Annotated in this window: 18 protein-coding genes, 1 pseudogene and 2 riboswitches; of the genes and pseudogenes, 12 read left to right on the plus strand and 7 right to left on the minus strand. The window is 42.7% G+C overall.

Annotation, left to right across the window (positions count from 1 at the left end):
- Positions 1-214 precede the first annotated feature (214 nt).
- A complete protein-coding gene (locus tag AACS98_RS20915) occupies positions 215-943 on the minus strand; it encodes a Bax inhibitor-1/YccA family protein (RefSeq protein WP_066383591.1) in 729 nt (242 codons plus the stop codon).
- Between the two features lie 469 nt (positions 944-1,412).
- Between AACS98_RS20915 and AACS98_RS20920 the strand changes: the two genes are divergently transcribed.
- Complete coding sequence (locus AACS98_RS20920; protein ID WP_066383594.1) at positions 1,413-2,198, plus strand: RNA polymerase sigma factor SigF; 786 nt, start codon at positions 1,413-1,415, stop codon at positions 2,196-2,198.
- A 72-nt stretch (positions 2,199-2,270) separates the two neighbouring features.
- On the opposite strand, the gene bchD is transcribed toward AACS98_RS20920, so the two are convergent.
- The gene (gene bchD / locus AACS98_RS20925; RefSeq protein ID WP_066383596.1) at positions 2,271-4,310 is read right to left on the minus strand and encodes a magnesium chelatase ATPase subunit D; all 2,040 of its coding nucleotides are present in this window, start codon (positions 4,308-4,310) and stop codon (positions 2,271-2,273) included.
- 696 nt (positions 4,311-5,006) lie between these two features.
- Here bchD and AACS98_RS20930 point away from each other — a divergent pair.
- The 8 genes and pseudogenes from AACS98_RS20930 to AACS98_RS20965 all read left to right on the plus strand — a co-directional run.
- Positions 5,007-5,142 (plus strand): annotated as a pseudogene (locus AACS98_RS20930) (Uma2 family endonuclease); the annotation flags it as partial.
- Positions 5,143-5,146: 4 nt separating this feature from the next.
- Positions 5,147-5,755, plus strand: a complete 609-nt coding sequence (locus AACS98_RS20935) for a hypothetical protein (RefSeq protein ID WP_066383599.1) — start codon at positions 5,147-5,149, stop codon at positions 5,753-5,755.
- A gap of 578 nt (positions 5,756-6,333) precedes the next feature.
- Positions 6,334-6,570, plus strand: a complete 237-nt coding sequence (locus tag AACS98_RS20940; RefSeq protein ID WP_197480168.1) for an HNH endonuclease — start codon at positions 6,334-6,336, stop codon at positions 6,568-6,570.
- 91 nt (positions 6,571-6,661) lie between these two features.
- The gene (rnc, locus tag AACS98_RS20945; protein WP_066383601.1) at positions 6,662-7,348 is read left to right on the plus strand and encodes a ribonuclease III; all 687 of its coding nucleotides are present in this window, start codon (positions 6,662-6,664) and stop codon (positions 7,346-7,348) included.
- Between the two features lie 333 nt (positions 7,349-7,681).
- A riboswitch (cyclic di-AMP (ydaO/yuaA leader) is annotated at positions 7,682-7,897 on the plus strand.
- A gap of 97 nt (positions 7,898-7,994) precedes the next feature.
- On the plus strand, positions 7,995-8,846 hold the full coding sequence (gene ntrB, locus AACS98_RS20950) for a nitrate ABC transporter permease (RefSeq protein WP_066383603.1): 852 nt from the start codon (positions 7,995-7,997) through the stop codon (positions 8,844-8,846).
- Between the two features lie 115 nt (positions 8,847-8,961).
- Positions 8,962-10,404, plus strand: a complete 1,443-nt coding sequence (locus tag AACS98_RS20955) for an ABC transporter substrate-binding protein (RefSeq protein ID WP_066383605.1) — start codon at positions 8,962-8,964, stop codon at positions 10,402-10,404.
- Between the two features lie 110 nt (positions 10,405-10,514).
- Entirely contained in the window at positions 10,515-11,351 is an 837-nt protein-coding gene (locus AACS98_RS20960; protein ID WP_066383606.1) for an ABC transporter ATP-binding protein, read from the plus strand.
- 16 nt (positions 11,352-11,367) lie between these two features.
- Positions 11,368-11,505, plus strand: a riboswitch (cyclic di-AMP (ydaO/yuaA leader).
- Positions 11,506-11,641: 136 nt separating this feature from the next.
- Complete coding sequence (locus AACS98_RS20965; RefSeq protein ID WP_066383609.1) at positions 11,642-12,286, plus strand: universal stress protein; 645 nt, start codon at positions 11,642-11,644, stop codon at positions 12,284-12,286.
- A 178-nt stretch (positions 12,287-12,464) separates the two neighbouring features.
- Here the strand turns inward: AACS98_RS20965 and AACS98_RS20970 are convergent, their stop codons facing one another.
- Complete coding sequence (locus AACS98_RS20970; RefSeq protein WP_066383611.1) at positions 12,465-12,668, minus strand: chlorophyll a/b-binding protein; 204 nt, start codon at positions 12,666-12,668, stop codon at positions 12,465-12,467.
- Between the two features lie 117 nt (positions 12,669-12,785).
- On the minus strand, positions 12,786-12,989 hold the full coding sequence (locus AACS98_RS20975) for a chlorophyll a/b-binding protein (protein WP_066383613.1): 204 nt from the start codon (positions 12,987-12,989) through the stop codon (positions 12,786-12,788).
- A 513-nt stretch (positions 12,990-13,502) separates the two neighbouring features.
- Between AACS98_RS20975 and AACS98_RS20980 the strand changes: the two genes are divergently transcribed.
- On the plus strand, positions 13,503-16,616 hold the full coding sequence (locus AACS98_RS20980; protein ID WP_066383615.1) for a hypothetical protein: 3,114 nt from the start codon (positions 13,503-13,505) through the stop codon (positions 16,614-16,616).
- Positions 16,617-16,955: 339 nt separating this feature from the next.
- Here AACS98_RS20980 and AACS98_RS20985 read toward each other — a convergent pair whose 3' ends face one another.
- From AACS98_RS20985 to murG, 3 genes are all read right to left on the minus strand, one after another.
- The gene (locus AACS98_RS20985; protein ID WP_066383617.1) at positions 16,956-17,201 is read right to left on the minus strand and encodes a DUF6737 family protein; all 246 of its coding nucleotides are present in this window, start codon (positions 17,199-17,201) and stop codon (positions 16,956-16,958) included.
- A gap of 181 nt (positions 17,202-17,382) precedes the next feature.
- Complete coding sequence (locus tag AACS98_RS20990; RefSeq protein ID WP_198161172.1) at positions 17,383-17,859, minus strand: hypothetical protein; 477 nt, start codon at positions 17,857-17,859, stop codon at positions 17,383-17,385.
- A 232-nt stretch (positions 17,860-18,091) separates the two neighbouring features.
- Complete coding sequence (gene murG, locus AACS98_RS20995; RefSeq protein WP_066383618.1) at positions 18,092-19,165, minus strand: undecaprenyldiphospho-muramoylpentapeptide beta-N-acetylglucosaminyltransferase; 1,074 nt, start codon at positions 19,163-19,165, stop codon at positions 18,092-18,094.
- Positions 19,166-19,249: 84 nt separating this feature from the next.
- On the opposite strand from murG, the gene AACS98_RS21000 reads away from it, so the two are divergent.
- Together AACS98_RS21000 and AACS98_RS21005 are read left to right on the plus strand one after the other, a co-directional pair.
- Entirely contained in the window at positions 19,250-20,080 is an 831-nt protein-coding gene (locus AACS98_RS21000; RefSeq protein WP_066383619.1) for a nuclear transport factor 2 family protein, read from the plus strand.
- Between the two features lie 149 nt (positions 20,081-20,229).
- Positions 20,230-21,000 carry an SDR family oxidoreductase gene (locus tag AACS98_RS21005; protein ID WP_066383625.1) on the plus strand — a complete coding sequence of 257 codons (771 nt, stop codon included), beginning with the start codon at positions 20,230-20,232 and terminating at the stop codon, positions 20,998-21,000.
- The last annotated feature ends 239 nt before the right edge of the window (positions 21,001-21,239 follow it).

Consider the following 21,239-nt stretch of genomic DNA (forward strand, 5'->3'; position numbering starts at 1 on the left):
CGAGAGCCATTCATCTCATCACTTCCGCTATCGCGGTAAGTGAGAGGCTTCTGTCAGTTCAAGCTAAAGTCCTCTGGTGCGGACGCTACGCGTAGCTTGCTTCCCCGGAGGGGTACACTACAAACAAAATTATAAGTCCTGGGCAGAAAAAAACCGTGGTCGCTGGTACTAAACCACGGCTATTGATGTTTTAAGTTTTTCTAGTTACGATCCACTAATCTCGGCTATTAAGGGCAATCAATAAGCGCAAAATAAAGACAAACAAGTTGATGTAAGTGAGATACATCGACAAAGCCGCAGGTAGATATTGGTCATTGCGGTATGTACGGGGCAGAATGTAAAAATCAACAACTGATGCCCCAGCAAAGAGAAATACCCCTAAACCGGAAATGGCGATTTCTAACCAAGTAGGTGTGTAAACACCAAACAAGGCAAATACGAATTGAGTCAGACAGACTACCACCAAGGCAATAATACCGAGAGAGATGGTTTTAGTCAAAGCTAGGCCATCTTCTTCTGAAAGATTAGAACCAATTTGACGGGCAACTATAAAGGTAACACCACAACCAAGGGCAGCTATACCTATACCGGGAATGCCAACGCCTGGAGTTCTTAAGGCAACGAAGACTAAACCACTGAGGGTATATCCCGACAAGAGGCTGTAGGTAGCTAAAAGCGGTAAGGCTACACTCTTTTTCCCTTTTTCGGCGACATTCTGGGCGACAAAGAACAGTATTAACTCTAGAATCACAGCACCGATGAAGGTGGGGAAGAATATTCCAGGGTTAGTGCGGATAATACCCAAACCACCGTAAGTTCCCAAGGCGGTGAGTATCAAGCCACCACCAACGTAAGGCAGGGCGTTAGCAATGACATTGGGGCCTACTAGGGCTTGAGACTGGGCGTTACGGAAAGCTTCACGAAAATTGCTGGTATTACTCATACGGCAAAACTAATTTTGAAGAATACTTCCTGATAATTCTTATTTTTACCAAGATTCATTGCTAGTAGCTAGGGAGCTAATCTGAAATCTACAGGCATTGTGATCATACATAGTTGAAAATTCTTGCTGCTTGAGCTTTACCACTTATCCAATTGTGAACTGCGGCAATCTCAAGAATACACAGATGGCAGTAGGCTGAGTCCGTATTTTTCAGCATAATTAACTAGCTATGTTGCGAACCATAAACTTTATCTAAAGAGTAGTGGTGATGATAAAAACTAAAAGGGCTAGCAACAAATAGGCCAGAAAATCCATGCGTAAAAATACGTAATCGTGGAGTAGGTCTTACAAGAAGTTCAGTAAAACGACGATGGTTTAATCAGCCTTAGCTAAGGAAAATAATTACAGATTTAAAGAGTAAATCAACTCCATTTGGTCAAACAAAGGAGTTCCACTAAAGGAATTTTCTATGGCAGCAAGTGAGTTCTCTATGCAAACTGATGGTATGGAGTTATTGCACTTATACCACCAAAATCCTTCTATTAAACTTCGTAACAAACTGGTACAATTACATACTGGTTTAGTCAGAAAAATGGCGCATAAATTTAGCCATCAATGTAATGAACCTTATGAAGATTTAGAACAGATCGGTTATTTTGGTTTAATCAGGGCAATCGAGCGTTTCGATCCCAATCAAGGATATGCTTTTAGCTCCTTTGCTGTACCATATATTCGCGGGGAGATGCTACATTTCTTGCGCGATCGCAGCACTCTATTAAAAATTCCTCGGCGTTGGCAAGAACTGTATAATGAAGGTCAGAAAGTTCGCAAAGAGTTGGTAGTGTCTTTAGGTCGTCCTCCCAAGGATGCGGAAATTGCTAAACGCCTGAAAGTCTCTTTGCAAGAGTGGCAAGAAACCAAGTTAGCCGCTCAAAACCGGATGCCTTTGAGTTTGGATGCTACCGCCGTTCATTACGTTGACTGTCAAATTACCTTGGGTGAAGCACTTCCTTGTCCCCGTTCGGCTGCTTTACAACAACAAGATGAAGAACGTCAACAACTGCAAGGGGCAATTAGTCTGTTAGAAGAAAAGCCTCGCCAAGCTGTTGAGATGGTATTCCTTAAAGAACTGTCTCGCAAGGATGCGGCTAAAAGTATCGGTACTAGCCCGATGACAGTTACACGGTATCTGCAAAAAGGTATTCAAGATTTAATTCGTTATCTGCAACCCCAAGCAGTAGCAACAGGATCATGAGATGGCTGAGTTTTGAGTCAAGAGTCAAAAGTCCACAGTTGCGAGACTCTTGACCATTGACTAATGACTCATTTATCGAGATTTTAACTCAGCGATCGCACCTCTGGTCATGGCAGCGATGGCTTGATCAGTCGCTTTTGGCAAATGATAATATTTACCTCCCGATGTTTTGGCTAATTCTTTAGCAAAACCAGTGGAGACAAATTTACTCTCAGTATCAATCACTAATAGTTGCATCCCCAAAGCGCGAACTCTACCCGCAATTTCGAGTAATTCGCCTTTGATGTCTGGTTTTTCTCCTGATTCTTGTGGTTCGCCTAAAGAACGCGATAAGGGTATATTACCCCGTCCATCGGTAATCGCTACAATCACCACTTGCCCAACATCGCCACTCATTTGGGCATTAACACCGATACGCACAGCTTGAGTTAAACCATGCGCTAGGGGTGAACCACCACCACAGGGTAATCTTTCTAAGCGGTTTCGCGCTAAAGCAATAGAACGGGTAGGTGGTAGTAATACTTCTGCTTGTTCTCCCCGGAACGGAATCAATGCTACTTGGTCACGGTTTTGATAAGCTTCTGTTAACAGTTGCATTACCGCACCTTTGGCTGACTGCATCCGGTTCAAAGCCATTGAGCCTGAAGCATCGACGACAAACACTACTAACGCCCCGGCTTTCCGTACTAGACGCTTGGAACGAATATCACCCTGTTCCACAATTACTTTTTTGTCCGGGTATCTTTCACGCCGGGCTTTTTGATAGGGTGCAGCCGACCTCAAGGTTGCATCTACGGCGATGCGCTTGACTTTACCTTTGGGTAACATCGGCTTAATGTAGCGTCCCCGGTCATCGGAAAAGATAATGCTACGACTACCAGATTTACCTTGACGTTGTGCCATTTGGGCAAAGTATAACACACTGTCATCAAGTATTACCCCTTCCGGGTCGAAAATAAATTCTTCGGGAATGCTGGGGGGTTCTTGTTCTTCTGGTTCTTCTGGTTGGTCTTGTTGATCTTCTTCCTCTTCGTCTTGTTGTTGGTCTTGTTCTGACTCGTCTTGACTTTGAGGTGGTGGTGGGGGTGGTGGGGGTGGTTGGTCTGGTGGTGGGGTTTGCACAACGGTAGCCCGTGGTACAATTACCAATTCTACAGCTCGACGTAAGTCTTCGGCGTTGACGGTTGCTCTACCATCTAAAGCCGCCGCCGCTTTGGCAACACGCACCGCAAATAATTCGGCGCGATGTCCTTGCACTCCGCCACGAATGGCTTCATCTACTAAATAACCGATTTGTTCGGGGGTGATGGTAACTTCTTTCAACCATTCCCGCGCGAGGATGATTTGGGTTTTGAGTGCATCGATATCTTCGTTGTATTGTTGAAGAAATTCTTGGGGTGATTTAGAATAGGCGATCGCTTGCTCAACTGCTTGTACTCTTTGATCTAGACCGAGAACACCGTCAGCCGACAGAGCGATCGCAATTCTATCTAATAAATGTTCTCGTAATGCCCCTTCTTCTGGGTTGTAGGTGGCAATAAACAGGGGTTTGCAAGGATGCTGGAAACTGATTCCTTCCCGTTCAATTTGGTTACGTCCTTCTGATAGGACTGTTAATAGCTGATTTGATATTTGGTCATCTAATAAATTGATTTCATCCACATACAGCACACCTCGGTTAGCGGTAGCGAGTAACCCAGGCTGAAATACTGTATCCCCTTGTTTGACGGACTGTTCTACATCTACAGAACCGAGAAGTCGGTCTTCTGTGACTCCGAGGGGTATCTGTACAAAAGGTGCGGGGATGATTTGAGTGGGGACATCTTGCATATCTTGATCAGCGTATTCGGCTGCAAGATAGTCATCCCATGCTTCTGGGTGGTTGGGATCGCAGTTACTGACTGAATCTGTCACCACTTCAATAGGTGGTAACAGGGCGTGGATAGCACGCGCCATTACAGATTTTGCCGTACCGCGACGACCTGCGATCGCTACTCCTCCCAAACCAGGATCAACTGCTGCTAACAGCAATGCTAATTTAATTGCTTCTTGACCGACTACAGCCGTCAAGGGAAAGGTGCTAATTGTGGGACTGATAGGAGGCGCAGGCATGGTTTGCAAAATAGGTAGTCTCGCCTTTTAGCATATCAATTTCTGCCACATCTTAAAATAAGGGGTAGGAGAATTAGGCTGTTGTCTTGCCGATCCAAAAAAGCTAACTAATGCGAACACGAGGTAGCTTTTTCTTCCTGCTTCATCCTGAAAGTGTCGGCACTACTCAGTCTACAGGCTTTAAGATCGGGTGGATCTCACCCTACTATTAAGTATTTAGGCTTGGTTATCACCTAAATACCTATCAATAATAGCACTGTTTATGCTCCCCTAGTCTCAAAATTGTCTAGCGAGCGGCTGGTTTTTCAGTGAATCAGTAGACATAAATCGTACTTAAATGTAAGCATTTGTTAGGTTTCGTTAGTAAAACACTAACTAGCTGTTAACCCTTGGGGGTAAAGTTTATTTGATAATCACTTGAAATGTTACAGTGAACCTTAGAGGATGTTTTAAAAGTATCTTTATTAACATCAAAGTCTCTCAGACCTAACCCCCCAGCCCCCCTTCCCTACATTCGCGCAGCGTGCCGCAAGGCAGGAAATGGGGGTTGTAGAGACGTTGCATGCAACGTCTCTACATTTGTAGGGGAGAGGTTTGGAGAGGGGTTTTTGTAGGGGCGGGTTCACAAATGAATCTGTAGGTAGACGGAATTTTCCATAAACCCGCCCCTACTTTGCACCTTGACCAGCATCCTCTTATCAAGACAGTCAAGGTAAATATGGATATCTAAATAAGCGGATTGTCTTAGCTAATCAAGTCATTTTTTTACCTAGGTTTCCCGATTTATATCTTGATTTAAAATAAAGTATTTCCAACTAAGCTTAATTATTAATATTATGGCTTATAGTGACTTTAAACTGCATGAAATTATTGATAACTTTGGTTTAGTTATTCAAGAGTCATCTGGACTATTTGCCAAGGTAGAAGAACAGGAATGCAGCGAGTTATTGTCTACCATTCTTCAGGAAAATGTTGACTTAGCCGTTGCCATAAGTTCAGAAAAAGCTCGAAGTGAAATGATTATCAGCCCAATTTTATTAGAGATTAGACGAAAATTTAATTATGGAATCAGCTTATTTTCCGGTGTAGATTTTACTGTTGATGTCCAAAGGGGATTAAATGGTTTTTGTGATTTTATTTTAAGTTTATCACCAGAACAGTTATTCGTGCGTAGCCCGGTTATTGTTTTAGTCGAAAGTAAGAACGAAAATTTACGCTCTGGGTTAGCGCAGTGTATGGCGGAAATGGTAGCAGCACAGATATTTAATCAAAGAAGTGGCAATGTGATTAAAGAAATTTATGGTGCTGTGACCATTGGGACTATTTGGCAATTCCTCAAACTAGAGAATAATATTATGAGTGTTGATTTAAGTGAGTATTATATTAAAGATATTAAGAAAATCTTGGGGATTTTGTATAGTGCGATCGCTCAAAATCAATCATAGTTTAAAGCTTGTAGTAAGGACTTTAGTCCTAATAATCATTGTTCTCAGCAATGAATTGCTAATAAAAATATTGCGTATATTTAGTTACAATTTATTTAAGCGTTACTGAAACATAATGAATAAAAAATTTAACAATTACCCCTTGACATAGCCAAGATTGTATGTCATATATTTTGCTCAATACAGCAAAAAGTCATCAGCCAAAAGCCTGAAGCGGAGGTTGGTGGTCGCATATCCAGCGATTTTCCGCTTCTATCTGAGCCTGTAGTCAATTACTTAAGTAGTTGCTGCTGTAAGTATTTAGATAAGTAATTAAATCAAAGTTTAGTTATTTATCTAGATACTTAGAGCATTAACTACTTAGGTAATTGCTTACAAGCTCAGTTAGAAGTGAAAAATCCCTGGGTTTGCGACTTCTAACCTACAATCAGTACAGCTAATTAGTAATTGTTGTACTGATTTTAAGTGCTATATAAGAGAGATTTCTGGTTGGAAATTATCTTATATAACATTTGAGGGAAGCTACATAACTGATGTTCCGATGCTGTTGCCAAACGCAAAAACAGGAACATCAAAATATGAATTCTCAGCAACGAAAAAGCAAAAAGCGTCAACTCATAGATATTTATGGTTCTTGCTGTTGGTGGTGTGGTGAATATTTACCATCTAAAAAGTTGACGTTTGAACATCTTTTTCCTAAAAGTCGTGGAGGTTCTAATGCTCTAGAAAACCTTAGACTCGCTTGTTTCTCTTGCAATAATAAACGGGGAAATAGTCTTTATCCTCCTGGCGTAAGAGTAGTTGTTTTTAAATAACCTCTGAATATAATCAGACAATTCTTTTGCCAGATGGGCATTTTGCCAACCATTCGATTTAATTAACTGTACAACAGGGAGGAACATCACAATGCACACATTTTTAAGTAGTTTTAAAAACGAAAAACTCCTACGCCAAGCACTGACACACCGTTCTTATGTGAATGAAAACCCAGGAGCAGGAGAACACAATGAACGCCTAGAATTTCTCGGTGATGCTGTGCTGAATTTTTTAAGTGGTGAATATCTTTATCGTCGTCACCCAGAAAAAGGAGAAGATGAATTAACGCGGCGACGTTCAGCATTAGTCGATGAAAAGCAACTGGCGAAATTCGCTATTGAGGTAGGCTTAGACTTAAGGATGCGATTAGGTAAAGGTGCAATTCGAGATGGTGGGTATCAAAATCCTAATTTACTTAGCAGTACATTTGAAGCTGTGATTGGTGCTTACTATTTAGATAAAAACCACGAGATTGAAAAAGTGCGCGAAATTGTTGAACCATTATTTGATTCTGTACCTGAGCAAATTGTGGTGTTTCGCTCTAATGTAGACTCAAAAAATCGCTTTCAAGAATGGGTACAGCGCAATGTTGGGACAACTCCTCCCACATACAAGACAATACAAATCGGGGGTTTGTCTCACGCGCCAGAATTTAAAGCGGAAGTTTATGTAGAAGATAAAAAGTACGGAGAAGCTACGGGAAGAAATAAGAAAGAGGCGGAAAAAGCTGCGGCTGAGGATGCTTTAGCTACATTGAAAGCTAAAGGTTTACTGTAACAGACTCAATCAGCGTCAGGTGGGCATTGCCAATAACATTATACTCAGGGTTTAAGTAACTTGCGAGCAATGCCCGCCCTACAAAAATTGCCATTTTGGACAAGTTTCATCTGTCTAAGGACGGAGATTATAGCTAGCCAAAATTCTATACAGCGATCGCCACCACCCACAACAATCCAGCAGCTAGCGATTTAGTGACAGCAACACCGCATAATCATCAGTTTTATTGATAATACACACGGAAAAACAATTTTTTAGATAATAAATAGTTATATAAATGGGATTGTTTTTACGGATTTAAGGTGTTATGGTTCTTTAGAACATTATCTATATCGAGTAAGTCAGCTTAATCCGACAAACTACAGAATGTATTGTCGGAACGGAGGAACCAATTTTTGGGGCGTATCTTGCAGAGAGTAGCAAGTTGAGAGTTAAGAGATCAAAGTTAATAACTGGGAACTCATAACTTATGACTCAATACTCTGGTGAGAGGGATATCTCTCAGTCCTAGCCCGTCAGCTAACTTCGTAAGCATTGAGAGGAGACTGAGGAGACAGCATTGTAACTAATGTTTAGTTCTCATCAGTGTCCAAGGCTGGTACTGCTCAGATTTTTGTACCTGCACTTAACTCTGTTGAGGTGCCAAATGATATTGCAATTAAATTTAGCAGCGATCGCAGCTGTTGCGAGTCAAGCCGTCTGGAAAAAGGCTAAACCTGTCATTTTGCAGGATGTCGTCTTATTACCCATAATAGGTTTTGTTGGAATTATTTTACTGTGGTGGGTGGTGGCTCTTGCTAACCATGAAGTGATGCCCACACCACTGGAAGCACTAGCTGCTAATTTAGACTACATACTGAACCCGTTTTATCAAAGAGGGCCGGGTAACTTAGGAATTGGTTGGTTGTTGATAGCCAGTTTGCGACGGGTATTGGTAGGCTTTTTGCTGGGTGCGGTAGTCGCCATACCTTTAGGGTTTTTGATTGGGATGTCTAGAACCGCCATGTTAGCACTCAATCCCATTATTCAGATTTTCAAACCAGTATCACCCTTAGCTTGGCTACCAATTGCTTTAGCTATCTTCAATTTAGCAGATCCTTCAGCTATTTTCGTCATCTTTATCACCTCCCTATGGCCGACAATTATTAATACAGCCTTGGGAGTGGCTAGCGTCCCCAAAGATTATATGAATGTAGCGCGAGTCCTGGAAATGCCTCGCTGGCGACGGATTACCAAGATTATTTGGCCTGCCACTTTGCCTTATATTTTTACAGGTTTGCGAATCAGTTTAGGAATCGCGTGGCTAGTCATAGTTGCAGTAGAAATGCTCACCGGCGGTGTTGGCATAGGCTTCTTTGTCTGGGATGAATGGAGTCGTTTAAACCTAAGTTCAGTCTTCCTCGCCGTTTTCGTGATTGGCTTAACTGGACTCATCTTAGATTTCGCCGTCGGCAAACTTCAAGAATTAGTCACCCATCGCCCCATAACTTCTAAATAACAAAATCTCACTCCTACAAAACTTGCAAGACGCACTGAAAGTTTTTGCCTTTGCGCCTACCTGCGAGAAGCCGCTTTGCGTCTTTACGTGAGCTAATTACATCATTGGACTCAACATGAGTAACTCTAACTGGACGAGACGAGATTTTATCAAAGGCATAGGAGCAACCACAGCCGGAATTACCTTATCCGCTTGTGGTATATCAGCAGACAGATCCGCTAAAGGACTGACAGAAGAAGCCTTAGCAGTACAACCAGTAGTCAGATCCCAAGACCTAGAAAAACCGGATTTAATTGTCGGATACGTTCCTGTAAATGATTGTGCGCCATTTGCGATCGCTTGGAAAAAAGGCTTCTTTCGCAAGTATGGTTTAAATGTCAAACTCAACCGTGAAGCGAGTTGGGCAACTTCCCGCGACGGTTTAATATTTGGTCGTCTAGATGCTGCACCTGTAGTCTCTGGTGCTGTCACCAACGCCCGCATTGGTGCAGAAGGCGCACGTCACGCCCCCCTGTGTGCAGCCATGACTATTCACCGTCACGGTAACGCCATGACTATGAATAAAGCAATGTGGGATTTTGGCTTACGTCCGTGGTACGAATATCAACAACAATATGGCGATCGCGCATTAGAAGCCTTCGGCAAGGATTTTCGCAGCTACTTTGACAAGCAACCACCAGAAAGCAAAGTCTGGGCAGTGGTTTTGAGTTCAGCGATTTACGAATACTTTGTCCGTTATATATCTGCTGCGGCTGGTGTCGATCCCTTAAAAGAGTTTCGTGTGATCATCGTCTCACCCCCGCAGATGGTGACAAACGTGCGGATAGGGGCAATGCAAGCATATATGGTAGCAGAACCCTGGAACACCAGAGCTATTCAAGGTAATGAAAATATTGGTTTTACCTTCGCCCAAGGTAAAGAAGTCTGGTTAGGACACCCAGATAGGTTATTAGGAGTAATGGAATCTTTCATTGACAAATATCCCAAAACCTATCGTTCTCTAGTCAAAGCTATGATAGAAGCTTGCCAGTATTGCAGCCAGCCGGAAAACCGCCAAGAAGTCGCCGAACTAATTACAGACCGTTCCTTTACAGGTGCAAGACCAAACAAGAAAGATGCAGCAATTAGCAAATTGACCGCGCCTGGAATTATCGGCAATTATAACTATGGCGGATTTGATGGCAAAGACCGCACCATCAACGCAGCAGATACCACCATTTTCTTTGACATTCCCGACAATTTACCCAAAGAATCAGGCGAACACGCCACATTTTTATGGAGATCCAATAGTATCTGGTTAATGACTCAAGCAGCCCGTTGGGGGCAGATCAAGGAATTTCCTAAAAATGCCGAACAATTAGCCGCAAAAGGCTGGAGGACAGATTTATATCGGGAGATAGCCAGCGACATGGGTCTTGAATGTCCCAAAGACGACTATAAAGTTGAACCTCCAGAAGTTTTCATCGATAAAAAAGGCTTTGATCCTAGCGATCCCGTTGGTTATTTGAATAGTTTTGCCATTAGGGCTAATGCTGCCACTCGTGTTTTCATGTCTTAAGCCATCTGCAAGTAGCTAGAGATGAGAGGCTAGTATTTCTTACACAAAATATATCTTTACGCCCACGCCCAAATTCAATTAATAGTTACGGTAATTTAGGAGCATTTGATATGAAATATACACCTTTAACAGTCAAGGCTCATCAACAAACTTTGCCTAAACCGAACTTTTTAGAAATTGAGAATTTAGTCAAGTCTTATGCAACACCAGATCAAGGTAATTTTGTCGTTCTTGATGGTGTGGATTTAACTATCGGTGAAAATGAATTTATTTCCATAATCGGGCATTCTGGTTGTGGTAAGTCAACTTTATTAAAAATTGTTGCCGGTTTAGAAACAGCTACTTCTGGCTCAGTACGGCTTGACGGTAAAGAAATCCGTAAGCCTGGTGCTGAAAGAATGATGATCTTCCAGAATTACTCACTGTTACCGTGGTTAACAGTTCGAGACAATATTCGTCTGGCAGTAGATGAGGTGTTAAAAAATGCTAATCGGGCTGAAAAAATTAGCATTGTGAACGAACACTTGGCAATGGTAAACTTAACGGCGGCAGCAGATAAATATCCTGATGAAATTTCTGGAGGTATGAAACAAAGGGTAGGCATTGCTAGAGCCTTAGCAATTCGCCCCAAAATGTTGCTGATGGATGAACCTTTTGGCGCATTAGATGCGTTAACCAGAGGTAAATTGCAACGGCAAGTCTTAGATATTTGGGAAAATCATCGACAAGCAGTCATGATGATTACTCACGATGTTGATGAAGCTATTTATATGTCTGATCGCATCGTATTAATGACTAATGGCCCAGCAGCTACGATAGGTGAAATATTAGAAGTGTCCTTTCCCCATCCACGGGATAGAGTTGCAATGCGAAACACCAAAGAATATTTTGAAATTCGCAACCACGCCCTCAATTTCCTCGACAGATATTTTACTCACGAAGAGTAAATTAGTTTATTCTTTGTTTATTGGGTAGCCTAATTCAAATTCATCAACACTGAATTTGAAGCGGAGGAACCAAGTACATGGGGCTAATCTATTAGAGAGACACCTTCCAGTCTTAGCCCGTCAGCTAACTTCGTAGGCAATGGAAGGAACCCCCAAAACTTTGGCTGTTAATACCAGTTGTTATTGGGGTTTCCTTACGGATATGCCTCTATGGCTATTCGTTTCTACCCGGCTTCTCGTTGATTTGTTCGTTAGGTTTAGGAGAAGTTAAAGCTGTGAATATCAAGCCAATGCTAGCGCGCTTGCAAAGTGCTATGGGACGTAATGATTTAACTCAATACATGGTATTGTTACCAGACCCCAAAAAAGTTTTCACTCAAAAACATAAATCCAAAAAATCAATCAACTTCATCGTTGGTTATGATGCTTCTCCTGAAAGTCACACTGCATTGGATATAGCTTTTTGGATGGCGCATCAAACAAGATTAGCGACAAATAAACAAGTCACAGTGCAAGCTGTTTATGTAGTAGAAGAAAATTATTACAGTGGAGATTCTAATCTGTTGAGGTTTGGCAAAAGACAACCAGTATTAGACTGTGCCATCATTGCCAATACAAAGTCTAACACCTCTGTTTTAACTCAACCAAAACAGCAGCCAGTTACACCATTACTAGCACAAGGAAACATCAAAACCCTCCAAGAAGCAGATAGAATTCTTTGGCAAGCGCGGAGTCTAGCTGAAGAATGGCAAGATGGTTTTAAATCTCATTTGCGATTTGGTCAAATTTCTACAGAACTGAAGAAAGTTGTGGAAGCTGAAGCGGCTGAACTGCTATTTTTAGGCTGTAAATCTGTTTATCATCCGTTAATTAAAACATTGGGTTCTAATTTTCCTAGTGCTGTTTTAGGCATTCCCCATTGCGTAGATGATTAATTGGCAAAATTGGGTGTCAGGACTAAAGTCCTGACGACAAACTTGAGTATAAAAATCCCCCTAACTCTGGCAATCATAGAGTAGGGGATTTTCGTATGTTTCAGAGGGAAGAAAAAAATTTGCATCTTTGAGCTTTTTGTGAAAGTGAGTTACTTTCACAAATAAGGCAAATTTAAGCTTAGTAACCGATGAAGTGTAATACATCACGCAGGACGCTGTAACCTGCTAAATCCCACAGTAAATATGCTAGAAAACCAATCATTGCCAAGCGACCATTCCAGAGTTCGGCTTGAGGATTCCAGCCAAAGATAAAAGCGTTACGATCTATGCCATTGTAAGCATTAGCAACTGGTGGTAAGTCTGTGGAAGGACGAGTTTCCATTTTTTCCTCCTAATATTAATCTAGCTTGAAAATAGTGTGTAGGGAATAGGGGAATCAACCATTTTCATGTATGATTGTCGGTTTTTCCCATGACTCTCTGATGGGAAAAGCTGAATTTTAGTATCCAATTAAATGCAACACATCACGCAGGACGCTATAGCCTGCTAAATCCCAGAGTAAATAAGCCAAGAAACCAATCATGGCAAAACGGCCATTCCAGATTTCTGCTTGCGGAGTAAAACCAAACAGAAAAGCATTGCGATCGCGCCCATTATATTCTGTAGCGATTGTTGGTAGATCGGTGGAAGAACGAGTTTCCATTTTTTTGTCCTACATATTTCGTTACTTAACTTAAATTTAGCTATTTAATAGTAAATTGCTTTCTGTCGGTAGATACAATATCTAGGCACTTCTTAGGGACGATTGCCGCCCAGGTTTTAGTATCGTCAAATCCACCTTGAGGGGGTGATAAAAATGGTAATTGTAAATAAATGTAAATTTTTGCAAGTTATCTCTTGTTAACAATACAATTTAAGAAAATCAAATAAACTCAGAGTATTATTAAAAACAGAAGCTCACAATCCCCAATTTACAAGCACTACACCCAGTATTTTGTCAAAATTAACAGGATAAACTACGCTAGGAAAAATCAAAAATTCTATCTAGCGTAGGATATAGTTTACAACTTAAGAGAGAGGATTTTATAGTCTAAATTCTCGGATTCTGAGAGTAAGAACCTTGAGTTATTGCCATAGATACATAGCCAAACTACAGTTGTTGCTTACAAAATTCTGAAGGCCTCAAAGTTTAGAATGACTAGCACAAGGAAATACAATGTTTCAAAGTACAGAAATCACACTGGCACTTGATCAGCCTGTATGGTGGCTGGCACAAGTTCCAGTTACTACCCCCAGCGTCACACCAGCACAAGCATCGGTCATTACATCTGGGCCGCGCTTTTTTGTAGCTTTACTGTCTGGTGTGATTTTAGCTTTTGCCTTTCAGTTAGTATTAACCAATCTCTCTGTTGCCGCCGGTATTTCCTATTTGGGTCGTCCGTCTGATTCAGGTATGGAAGAAACTGGAAGTTTCGGCGGTACGGTTCGCAAAATCGGGACGGCGATGGGTATCTGGACATTAGTCACCGTCACCATCGCTCTGTTAATTGCTTGTTTTCTGGCAGTAAAATTAAGTCTGCTAGTATTAGACCCCAGACTGGGAGCAATTCTCGGCTTAGTAATTTGGGGTGCATACTTTTTGTTATTGGTTTGGGTGAGTTCCACCACCGTCGGTTCCCTGATTGGGTCTGTTGTTCATTCGGCTACCTCTGGCTTACGCGCAATTATGGGGACAGCTTCCGCCGCTTTGGGTGCGAAAGCCGTTAATCAACAGGTTGTATCCACAGCCGAAGCAGCAGCCTCCGCCGTGCGTCGAGAATTAGGTAGCGCGATTGACCCCATTAGTATCCGGGAAAACATAGAAGATTATATTGAAAAGCTGCGTCCACCAGAACTAGATATTTCGCATATTCGCAGTCAATTTGAAAGCATATTGAGTGACCCTAAACTCAGAGAAATTGCCGGCAGTCCTGACCTGCGTCATATCGACCGCCAAAAGTTTGTGGATTTAGTCAGCAGTCGCACCGACCTGTCTAGGCGAGATGTGAATCGCATAGCCGACACATTATATAGTGTTTGGCAACAATTCATGGGTCGGACTCAACCCATGCAAGATAGCTTACAAGAGTTAGTTAGTTATCTGAAATCACTGCCACCAGGACAAACCAAAACCGATGAACTCAACGCCAAATTAGATCGGTTAATGGCGCAAATGCCTACTTCTCAAGACACGCAGCAAAAAGCCGCCCCAGGGCCGATTCAGAGTACAGTTCAGCAAGCAATATCTGCCTTAACTGGTCTAGTTTTGGGACGGGCTGATTTATCCGATTTAGATGTGGAAAAAATCTGGCAAGCTCTGACGACAGCTAGAGATAAAGCCACAGAACAAGCGGATAAATTAGGATTACCCACACCATCCCAACCTTACAGTCCGATTCGGGCTGATATAGAAAATTACTTACTCAATACCTATGCTTGGCAATTGAGTCAGGAAAGAATTGCCCAAGAATTTCGGGATGTGATCTATGACCCAGCCGCCGATCCTGGGACGGTGCGACGGGAACTAGAGCGAATTTCCCGGAGTGATTTTGTGAATATCCTGCAAAGCCGGGGACTACTCACCCAAGCCCAAATTCAGCGCATTGCTGACCGATTAGAAGCGGTGCGTCAGGAAGTGATAGTGATGGTGACGGCTGAGGAAGAAAGAGAGATATCCCAAGACTTACAACGGCGAATTAATAGTTATTTGCTGGTGACAGCTAAGGCTGATTTTACTCCAGAAGCGATTGAACGGGATTTCAAAGCGATACTGGAAGACCCGGACGCAGATTATGAAACTATGTCCCGGCGATTGGCGATAGTTGAGCGTCCAGCCATGCGGGAGATGTTGTTAGAACGCAATGATATTCAGCCCTACGAAGCCGAAGCCATTGCCAATGACTTAGAAAAACAACGCGATCGCGTGTTAGTAGAATCAAAAGGATTGACAGAACAGGCAAAATATCAAGCCGAAACTCTGTGGTTAAATGTCGAGTCATATCTGCGTAACACAGGTAAAGCTGAGTTAAACCCTGATGCTATCCGGGCTGACTTGAAACGGTTGTTAGAAGACCCCCAAGCGGGAATGGCTGCAATTCGGGCGCGTTTGTCGCGCTTTGACCGGGATACTTTGGTGAAGTTGCTCAGTCAACGCCAAGATTTAACGGAAGAACAGGCTGATCAAATTCTGCATACTGTAGAAGAATCTTGGCACAGCATCCGCCATACACCGCAAGCAGTAGCAGATAAAGCTAAGGAGCAATATGATTCTGTAACTGCGACTATTGCCGATTATTTGCGGAGAACTGGCAAAGAAGAACTCAACCCCGAAGGAATTCAACGGGATTTAAATAGACTGTTTGAAAATCCGCAACAGGGAATTGTGGTGTTGCGGCGGCGGTTGTCTCAAATCGACCGGGATACCTTGGTAAAATTGCTCAGTCAACGCCGTGACTTAAGCGAAGAACAAGTTAATCAAGTGATTGACTCTGTACAAACTTCTATCCGTAACATTGTCCGCGCACCTCGTCGTTTAGCTACCCGCACTCAGCAAAGAGTAGAAACTTTCCAAGCTTATTTGGAAGAGTATCTACGACAAACTGGCAAGGAAGAATTGCACCCAGAAGGCATCAAGCGCGATGTGCAACTGTTACTCCATGATCCGAGGGTGGGGATGGAAAGTTTGAGCGATCGCCTGGCACATTTTGACCGTTCGACAATTATCGCTTTGCTGAAGATTCGGGAAGACATTACTGATGATGAAGCTGCCAGCATAGCTGATAATATTATTGGAGTTAGGGATCAATTTGTCGAACAAGTGCGGGGTATTCAACGACGTTTCCAAGATGTGATTGATGGGATTTTTGAGCGCATTCGCCACTATCTCAACTCCTTGGAGCGTCCAGAGTTGAATTATGACAGTATTAAACATGATGTGCGGACATTGTTTGAAGACCCACAAGCAGGGTTTGAAGCATTACGCGATCGCCTCTCATCTTTTAACCGGGATACCCTAGTAGCCATTATGAGTTCCCGTGAGGATATCTCTGAGGCAGATGTTAACCGCGTGATTGACCAAATTGAACGGGCGCGTCTCACCGTTCTGCAACGTGCCGAACGCCTACAACAGCAAATGCAATACCGCTTAGAAGAAGTCAAACATCAAGCCCAACGGCAAGCGGAAGAAACCCGCAAAGCCGCAGCCTCAGCCGCTTGGTGGTTGTTTGCCACAGCGTTAGTTTCTGGGATTTTCGCCGCATTAGGAGGAGCGATCGCTGTAGTGCTGGTGTAGGTTAACAAGTTGTCTCCGCTTAATTTAAGCCTCCCAAATCGGGGGGCTTTTTCATCTGTGCAGTAGGATAGGCGATAGTGGCGGCAAGTGGACATCATAACAAGTGATGAAACCATTTCAGGGGTACTTTGAGTGTTTTCCCCCCTTTTTAAGGGGGGCTAGGGGGGATCTCACATCTTGCACCAGCTGCTTTATTGCGATTACAGGGCGGCGATGCACTCCTCAAAATTCGCTCAAACCCTTATTTTTACGTTGTAAGCTGTGCATCGCCCTACGGTTATTGAGAATGGTGCAAGTTGTGTGGGATCTGAATAAGATTTGATACTTAAAAGACATTCTCTAAGATTGTATATTATCTTTTTGAGATGATTCTAAAACGCCACTACGAATCATTAGCTGAGGCCAAATTAACAGAAAAAAGCCCATCCACACTAATACAGGCACAGAAATCAACACTGTTAACCAAATGGTGTGAAATATTAACCAGCTACTACTAATAATAGTGATTCCTGTCAGTAAAATTGACCAAGGTTGACACCACCAAGGTTTATATTTCCAGGGATTCAGAGGCTGTTGTTCAGACATAATGTTATTTTAAATAGAAATCAGATACGGCATATTACGTAAAGTACATCAGGGCGGGCAGGATGCCCAACGCCACTTGCTACAAGTCGGCACAGCCGCCCAACGCAGTGGCTCCCCCACAAGATTTATGATATTAAATGTGTACTTCGTTTAGTTGCAAAGTGCTGTATGTGATGTTGTATTAGCGTCTGCGCCTAATTTGCGATCGCCACTCTTCCAAAGCAACATACTTGTTTTCTATAATATCTAGAGCCTCAATCACACCAGTGGAACTAGAGACGCGAAACCAATAAATGGTGTAATTGTAATTGTTCGGATCATCTTCAAAAATCCGTACTGTGTAGTAAGGCTGAGTAGGAGTAGGAACGCTGTCTACAATGGCTGAAACTTTAATCTTTCCTTGAGATAAGCGTTGAATTTCTCTGGCTTTTCTTTGTACTAGGGGTAGTTTCCAAACTAAGTTAAGTGCTGTTTTTTGATCAATTTTTGGAGTAGTTTGAGCAACTGCGACGAGGGTATTTGTTTCTAGTGCAGCTAATTGTTGAAGCGCAGATTGCTGCTTTTGAGTTTTGCGACTATCAAGTTGAGCGATCGCTGTATCTCCTACCACTCCTATTAACACAACAGTCATGAGAGGATAGTGAATGATTTGTTTCATGTAGCTTTCTTTCAAGATTGTTATGACACTTATACGTAGGTTGAAAGACATGAGAACATTTTACATATATTTACAACTTATTACAAATCTTGCTCATTTGTAGGGTGTTTTAGCGGAGAGTACAGCACTGTATCATGGTGGTGTGATGGGCTGGACAGTCAGCCCAGGGGGGTACTTACGGCTAATTGCAACTGTCGCCAATGCTCAAATCAACATGTAGCCGTAATCCTGTTTACTTCTGCACAACTTCACGGACTAAGGCGGCTAACTGATCAGCACTATCGGGAACTGCGATCGCCTGGGCATTTTCCGCCATTTTGCTTAATTCGTTTGGTGATTGCAACAAATGTAAAACTTGAGTTTGCAATAACTCGGCTGTGAGTTGAGATTGTTTAAAACTTAAACCTGCACCTGCTTTAGTAAACACCTCGGCATTATAAGCTTGATGGTCTTCTGCGGCGAAGGGATAAGGAATTAAAATGGCTGGTGTACCGCACACAGCTAATTCTGTTAAACTGCCAGCACCAGCACGACTGATAGCTAAACTAGCACGTTGCAGCAGTGCCGCCATATTGTCATAAAAAGGTAATTCTATATATTGGGGATGCTGTAAACTGCCCACATCGGGGTCGCGATCGCCTGTTAAATGTACAATATAAGCACCAGCATCAAACCAAGCAGGTGCAGACTCGCGGACTAATTTATTCACCGCTACCGCACCTTGGCTACCACCAAACACCACAATTAAGGGAACATTCTCAGGAATAGCTAAATCTAGTTTGACATTACTTGCGGCATTGAGGAACTGGGAACGGACAGGAGTACCTACACAGACATTTTTGGAACGAGGTAAATATTGAGTAGCGGCATCAAATCCCAAAGCTACCATACTACACCAAGGGCCAAAAAACCGAGTTACCTTACCCGGTAAAGCGTTAGATTCGTGGAAAACTACAGGTAAACCCAAAGAACGCGCCGCAATCACAGCAGGCCCAGCAATATAACCTCCTGTGGTAAAAACTCCTTGAAAATTACCCTGTTGGAGAAGTCGCCGCACCTGAAAAATTGCACCAATGAGTTTACTTAATGTCAGTAAAGAACCAATACTTAACCCTTGCTGAAATCCTTCAACTGCAATAGTATGCAAAGGATACTCTTGAGGGACAAGTTGAGTTTCTAGCCGATTGGGGACACCTAGCCATTCAATCTTATATTCTGGTAGTTGCTGCGCCAATGCGATCGCGGGGAACAAGTGTCCACCAGTCCCACTGGCAGCTATTAATAATTTTATGGGTACGTTTGCCATTCAAACTCTACCGTTTAGCACCTAGCTTCATTAAGATAAAACAATTTCCTGACCTTCTGTACACCAATCAGTAAAGTATTACCTATGACTAAGATGATTTTCTCGTCCATGAACCGCCAAAAACGCCTCTCTGCCAGCCTTTGGCTAATGTTATGTATATTCTCATTTGGTGTAGTGCATCCTTGGCAACCTGCGCCAGCTGTGGAAATCGCTCAACGCAGTAACGCCGAAAACGCCCCCACCGCCCTGAAAAATTTATTAACACAAATTGATAACGCAGCTAGTAAAGGTGATGTCAAAGGCGTATTGCAGTTTTACAGTCCTAATTTCACCCACGGAGATGGACTAACACGCCAAACAATGGAAAAGGCTTTAACGAAATTCTGGAAAAACTATCCCCAATTACGCTACAACACACAACTACAATCTTGGAAAACAGAAGGTAATACGATTATTGCGGAGACAATAACTAATATTACTGGCTTACCCTCGTCAAATCCTCGTAATATAGCTATTAATGCCACGATTAAATCCCGTCAGCGCATTGTTAATGGTAAAATCACTCGCCAAGATATTCTCTCAGAACGTACCACACTCACATCTGGTAGAAAGCCGCCCCAAATTGATGTCAAATTACCACAACAGGTGAGAGTTGGTCAGCAGTATAATTTTGATGCCATAGTCCAAGAACCCCTGGGTGATGACTTACTGCTGGGAACAGCCACAGAAGAACCAATTAAAGCCAATAGATATTTTAACCCTGCATCCGTCGATTTAACACCACTCTCATCTGGTGGTATCTTTAAAGTTGGCCGCGCCCCATCTACCCCCGGTAATCACTGGGTTTCTGCTGTAGTCGTCCGGGGTGATGGCATGACAGTTGTAACTCAGCGTCTGCAAGTAGTGAGGAAGTAGAAAGTAGGGGAGTAGGGGAGTAGGGGAGATGAGGGAGATGAGGGAGATGAGGGAGATGAGGAAGAATAACTAATAACTAATAACTAATAACTAATGACTAATAACTAATGACTAATGACTAATGACTAATAACTAATGACTAATGACTAATGACTAATCTCAAAAATCAGATTGTTTTAATTACTGGTGCTAGTAGTGGTATTGGTGCGGCTTGCGCTAAAATCTTTGCTGATGCGGGTGCAAAACTGATTTTAGCAGCACGGCGACTGGAAAAATTACAGCAGCTTGTGGAAACTCTGCCTGTAACATCTGAGCAAATTCATTTGTTACAGTTAGATGTGCGCGATCGCCTGGCTGTAGAATCTGCTATATCTACCCTACCCCCAGCATGGTCAAATATTGATATCCTGATTAACAATGCTGGGTTAAGTCGCGGTTTAGATAAGTTACATGAAGGCGACTTTCAAGACTGGGAAGAAATGATTGATACTAATATTAAGGGTTTGCTTTATCTCACCCGTTATGTTGTCCCCGGTATGGTTAGCCGTGGGCGTGGTCATGTGGTTAATATTGGGTCAATTGCTGGACATCAAACTTATCCCGGTGGTAATGTCTACTGTTCCACAAAAGCAGCTGTCAAAGCAATTTCTGAAGGTTTAAAACAAGACTTATTAGGTACTCCCATCCGGGTAACTTCCGTTGATCCTGGTATGGTGGAGACAGAGTTTAGCAATGTGCGTTTTCACGGTGATAGGGAACGCGCTAACAAAGTTTATCAAGGATTAACGCCTCTAACAGCCGATGATGTGGCGGATGTAGTGTTTTTCTGCACCACGCGATCGCCCCACGTTAATATTAATGAAATCATCCTCATGCCCGTTGATCAAGCAAGTGCTACCCTAGTTCATCGACAAATCTAAACCCCACTTCCAACCTTTTCCTGACAAATGTAGAGACGTTTCATGAAACGTCTCTAGTGATATCTTGCACCATTCTCAATCAGCGTCAGGTGGGCATTGCTTGCCAGTTCCTAAGACTCTTAGTTTTACGTTGTTGGCAATGCCCACCCTACAAAAATGCTCATCAAGTAAGTGAAGTACCTACACTTCTGCAAGCAGTAAGTGTAGGCTTCCTGTCTCATTTGCCACTGCTCTGTTAG

The organism is Anabaena sp. CA = ATCC 33047 (genome assembly GCF_963870205.1).
Lineage (GTDB): Bacteria > Cyanobacteriota > Cyanobacteriia > Cyanobacteriales > Nostocaceae > Trichormus.

What these genes read in the sequence shown, in the direction of transcription:
- AACS98_RS20970 (WP_066383611.1), bottom strand. Translation starts at nt 12,668, where the DNA reads ATGGAAACTCGTCCTTCCACAGACTTACCACCAGTTGCTAATGCTTAC.
- AACS98_RS20965 (WP_066383609.1), top strand. Translation starts at nt 11,642, where the DNA reads ATGCTAGCGCGCTTGCAAAGTGCTATGGGACGTAATGATTTAACTCAA.
- rnc (WP_066383601.1), top strand. Translation starts at nt 6,662, where the DNA reads ATGCACACATTTTTAAGTAGTTTTAAAAACGAAAAACTCCTACGCCAA.
- AACS98_RS21005 (WP_066383625.1), top strand. Translation starts at nt 20,230, where the DNA reads ATGACTAATCTCAAAAATCAGATTGTTTTAATTACTGGTGCTAGTAGT.
- AACS98_RS20915 (WP_066383591.1), bottom strand. Translation starts at nt 943, where the DNA reads ATGAGTAATACCAGCAATTTTCGTGAAGCTTTCCGTAACGCCCAGTCT.
- AACS98_RS20985 (WP_066383617.1), bottom strand. Translation starts at nt 17,201, where the DNA reads ATGTCTGAACAACAGCCTCTGAATCCCTGGAAATATAAACCTTGGTGG.
- ntrB (WP_066383603.1), top strand. Translation starts at nt 7,995, where the DNA reads ATGATATTGCAATTAAATTTAGCAGCGATCGCAGCTGTTGCGAGTCAA.
- AACS98_RS20975 (WP_066383613.1), bottom strand. Translation starts at nt 12,989, where the DNA reads ATGGAAACTCGTTCTTCCACCGATCTACCAACAATCGCTACAGAATAT.
- bchD (WP_066383596.1), bottom strand. Translation starts at nt 4,310, where the DNA reads ATGCCTGCGCCTCCTATCAGTCCCACAATTAGCACCTTTCCCTTGACG.
- AACS98_RS20990 (WP_198161172.1), bottom strand. Translation starts at nt 17,859, where the DNA reads ATGAAACAAATCATTCACTATCCTCTCATGACTGTTGTGTTAATAGGA.
- AACS98_RS20920 (WP_066383594.1), top strand. Translation starts at nt 1,413, where the DNA reads ATGGCAGCAAGTGAGTTCTCTATGCAAACTGATGGTATGGAGTTATTG.
- AACS98_RS20955 (WP_066383605.1), top strand. Translation starts at nt 8,962, where the DNA reads ATGAGTAACTCTAACTGGACGAGACGAGATTTTATCAAAGGCATAGGA.
- AACS98_RS20980 (WP_066383615.1), top strand. Translation starts at nt 13,503, where the DNA reads ATGTTTCAAAGTACAGAAATCACACTGGCACTTGATCAGCCTGTATGG.
- AACS98_RS20935 (WP_066383599.1), top strand. Translation starts at nt 5,147, where the DNA reads ATGGCTTATAGTGACTTTAAACTGCATGAAATTATTGATAACTTTGGT.
- murG (WP_066383618.1), bottom strand. Translation starts at nt 19,165, where the DNA reads ATGGCAAACGTACCCATAAAATTATTAATAGCTGCCAGTGGGACTGGT.
- AACS98_RS21000 (WP_066383619.1), top strand. Translation starts at nt 19,250, where the DNA reads ATGACTAAGATGATTTTCTCGTCCATGAACCGCCAAAAACGCCTCTCT.
- AACS98_RS20940 (WP_197480168.1), top strand. Translation starts at nt 6,334, where the DNA reads ATGAATTCTCAGCAACGAAAAAGCAAAAAGCGTCAACTCATAGATATT.
- AACS98_RS20960 (WP_066383606.1), top strand. Translation starts at nt 10,515, where the DNA reads ATGAAATATACACCTTTAACAGTCAAGGCTCATCAACAAACTTTGCCT.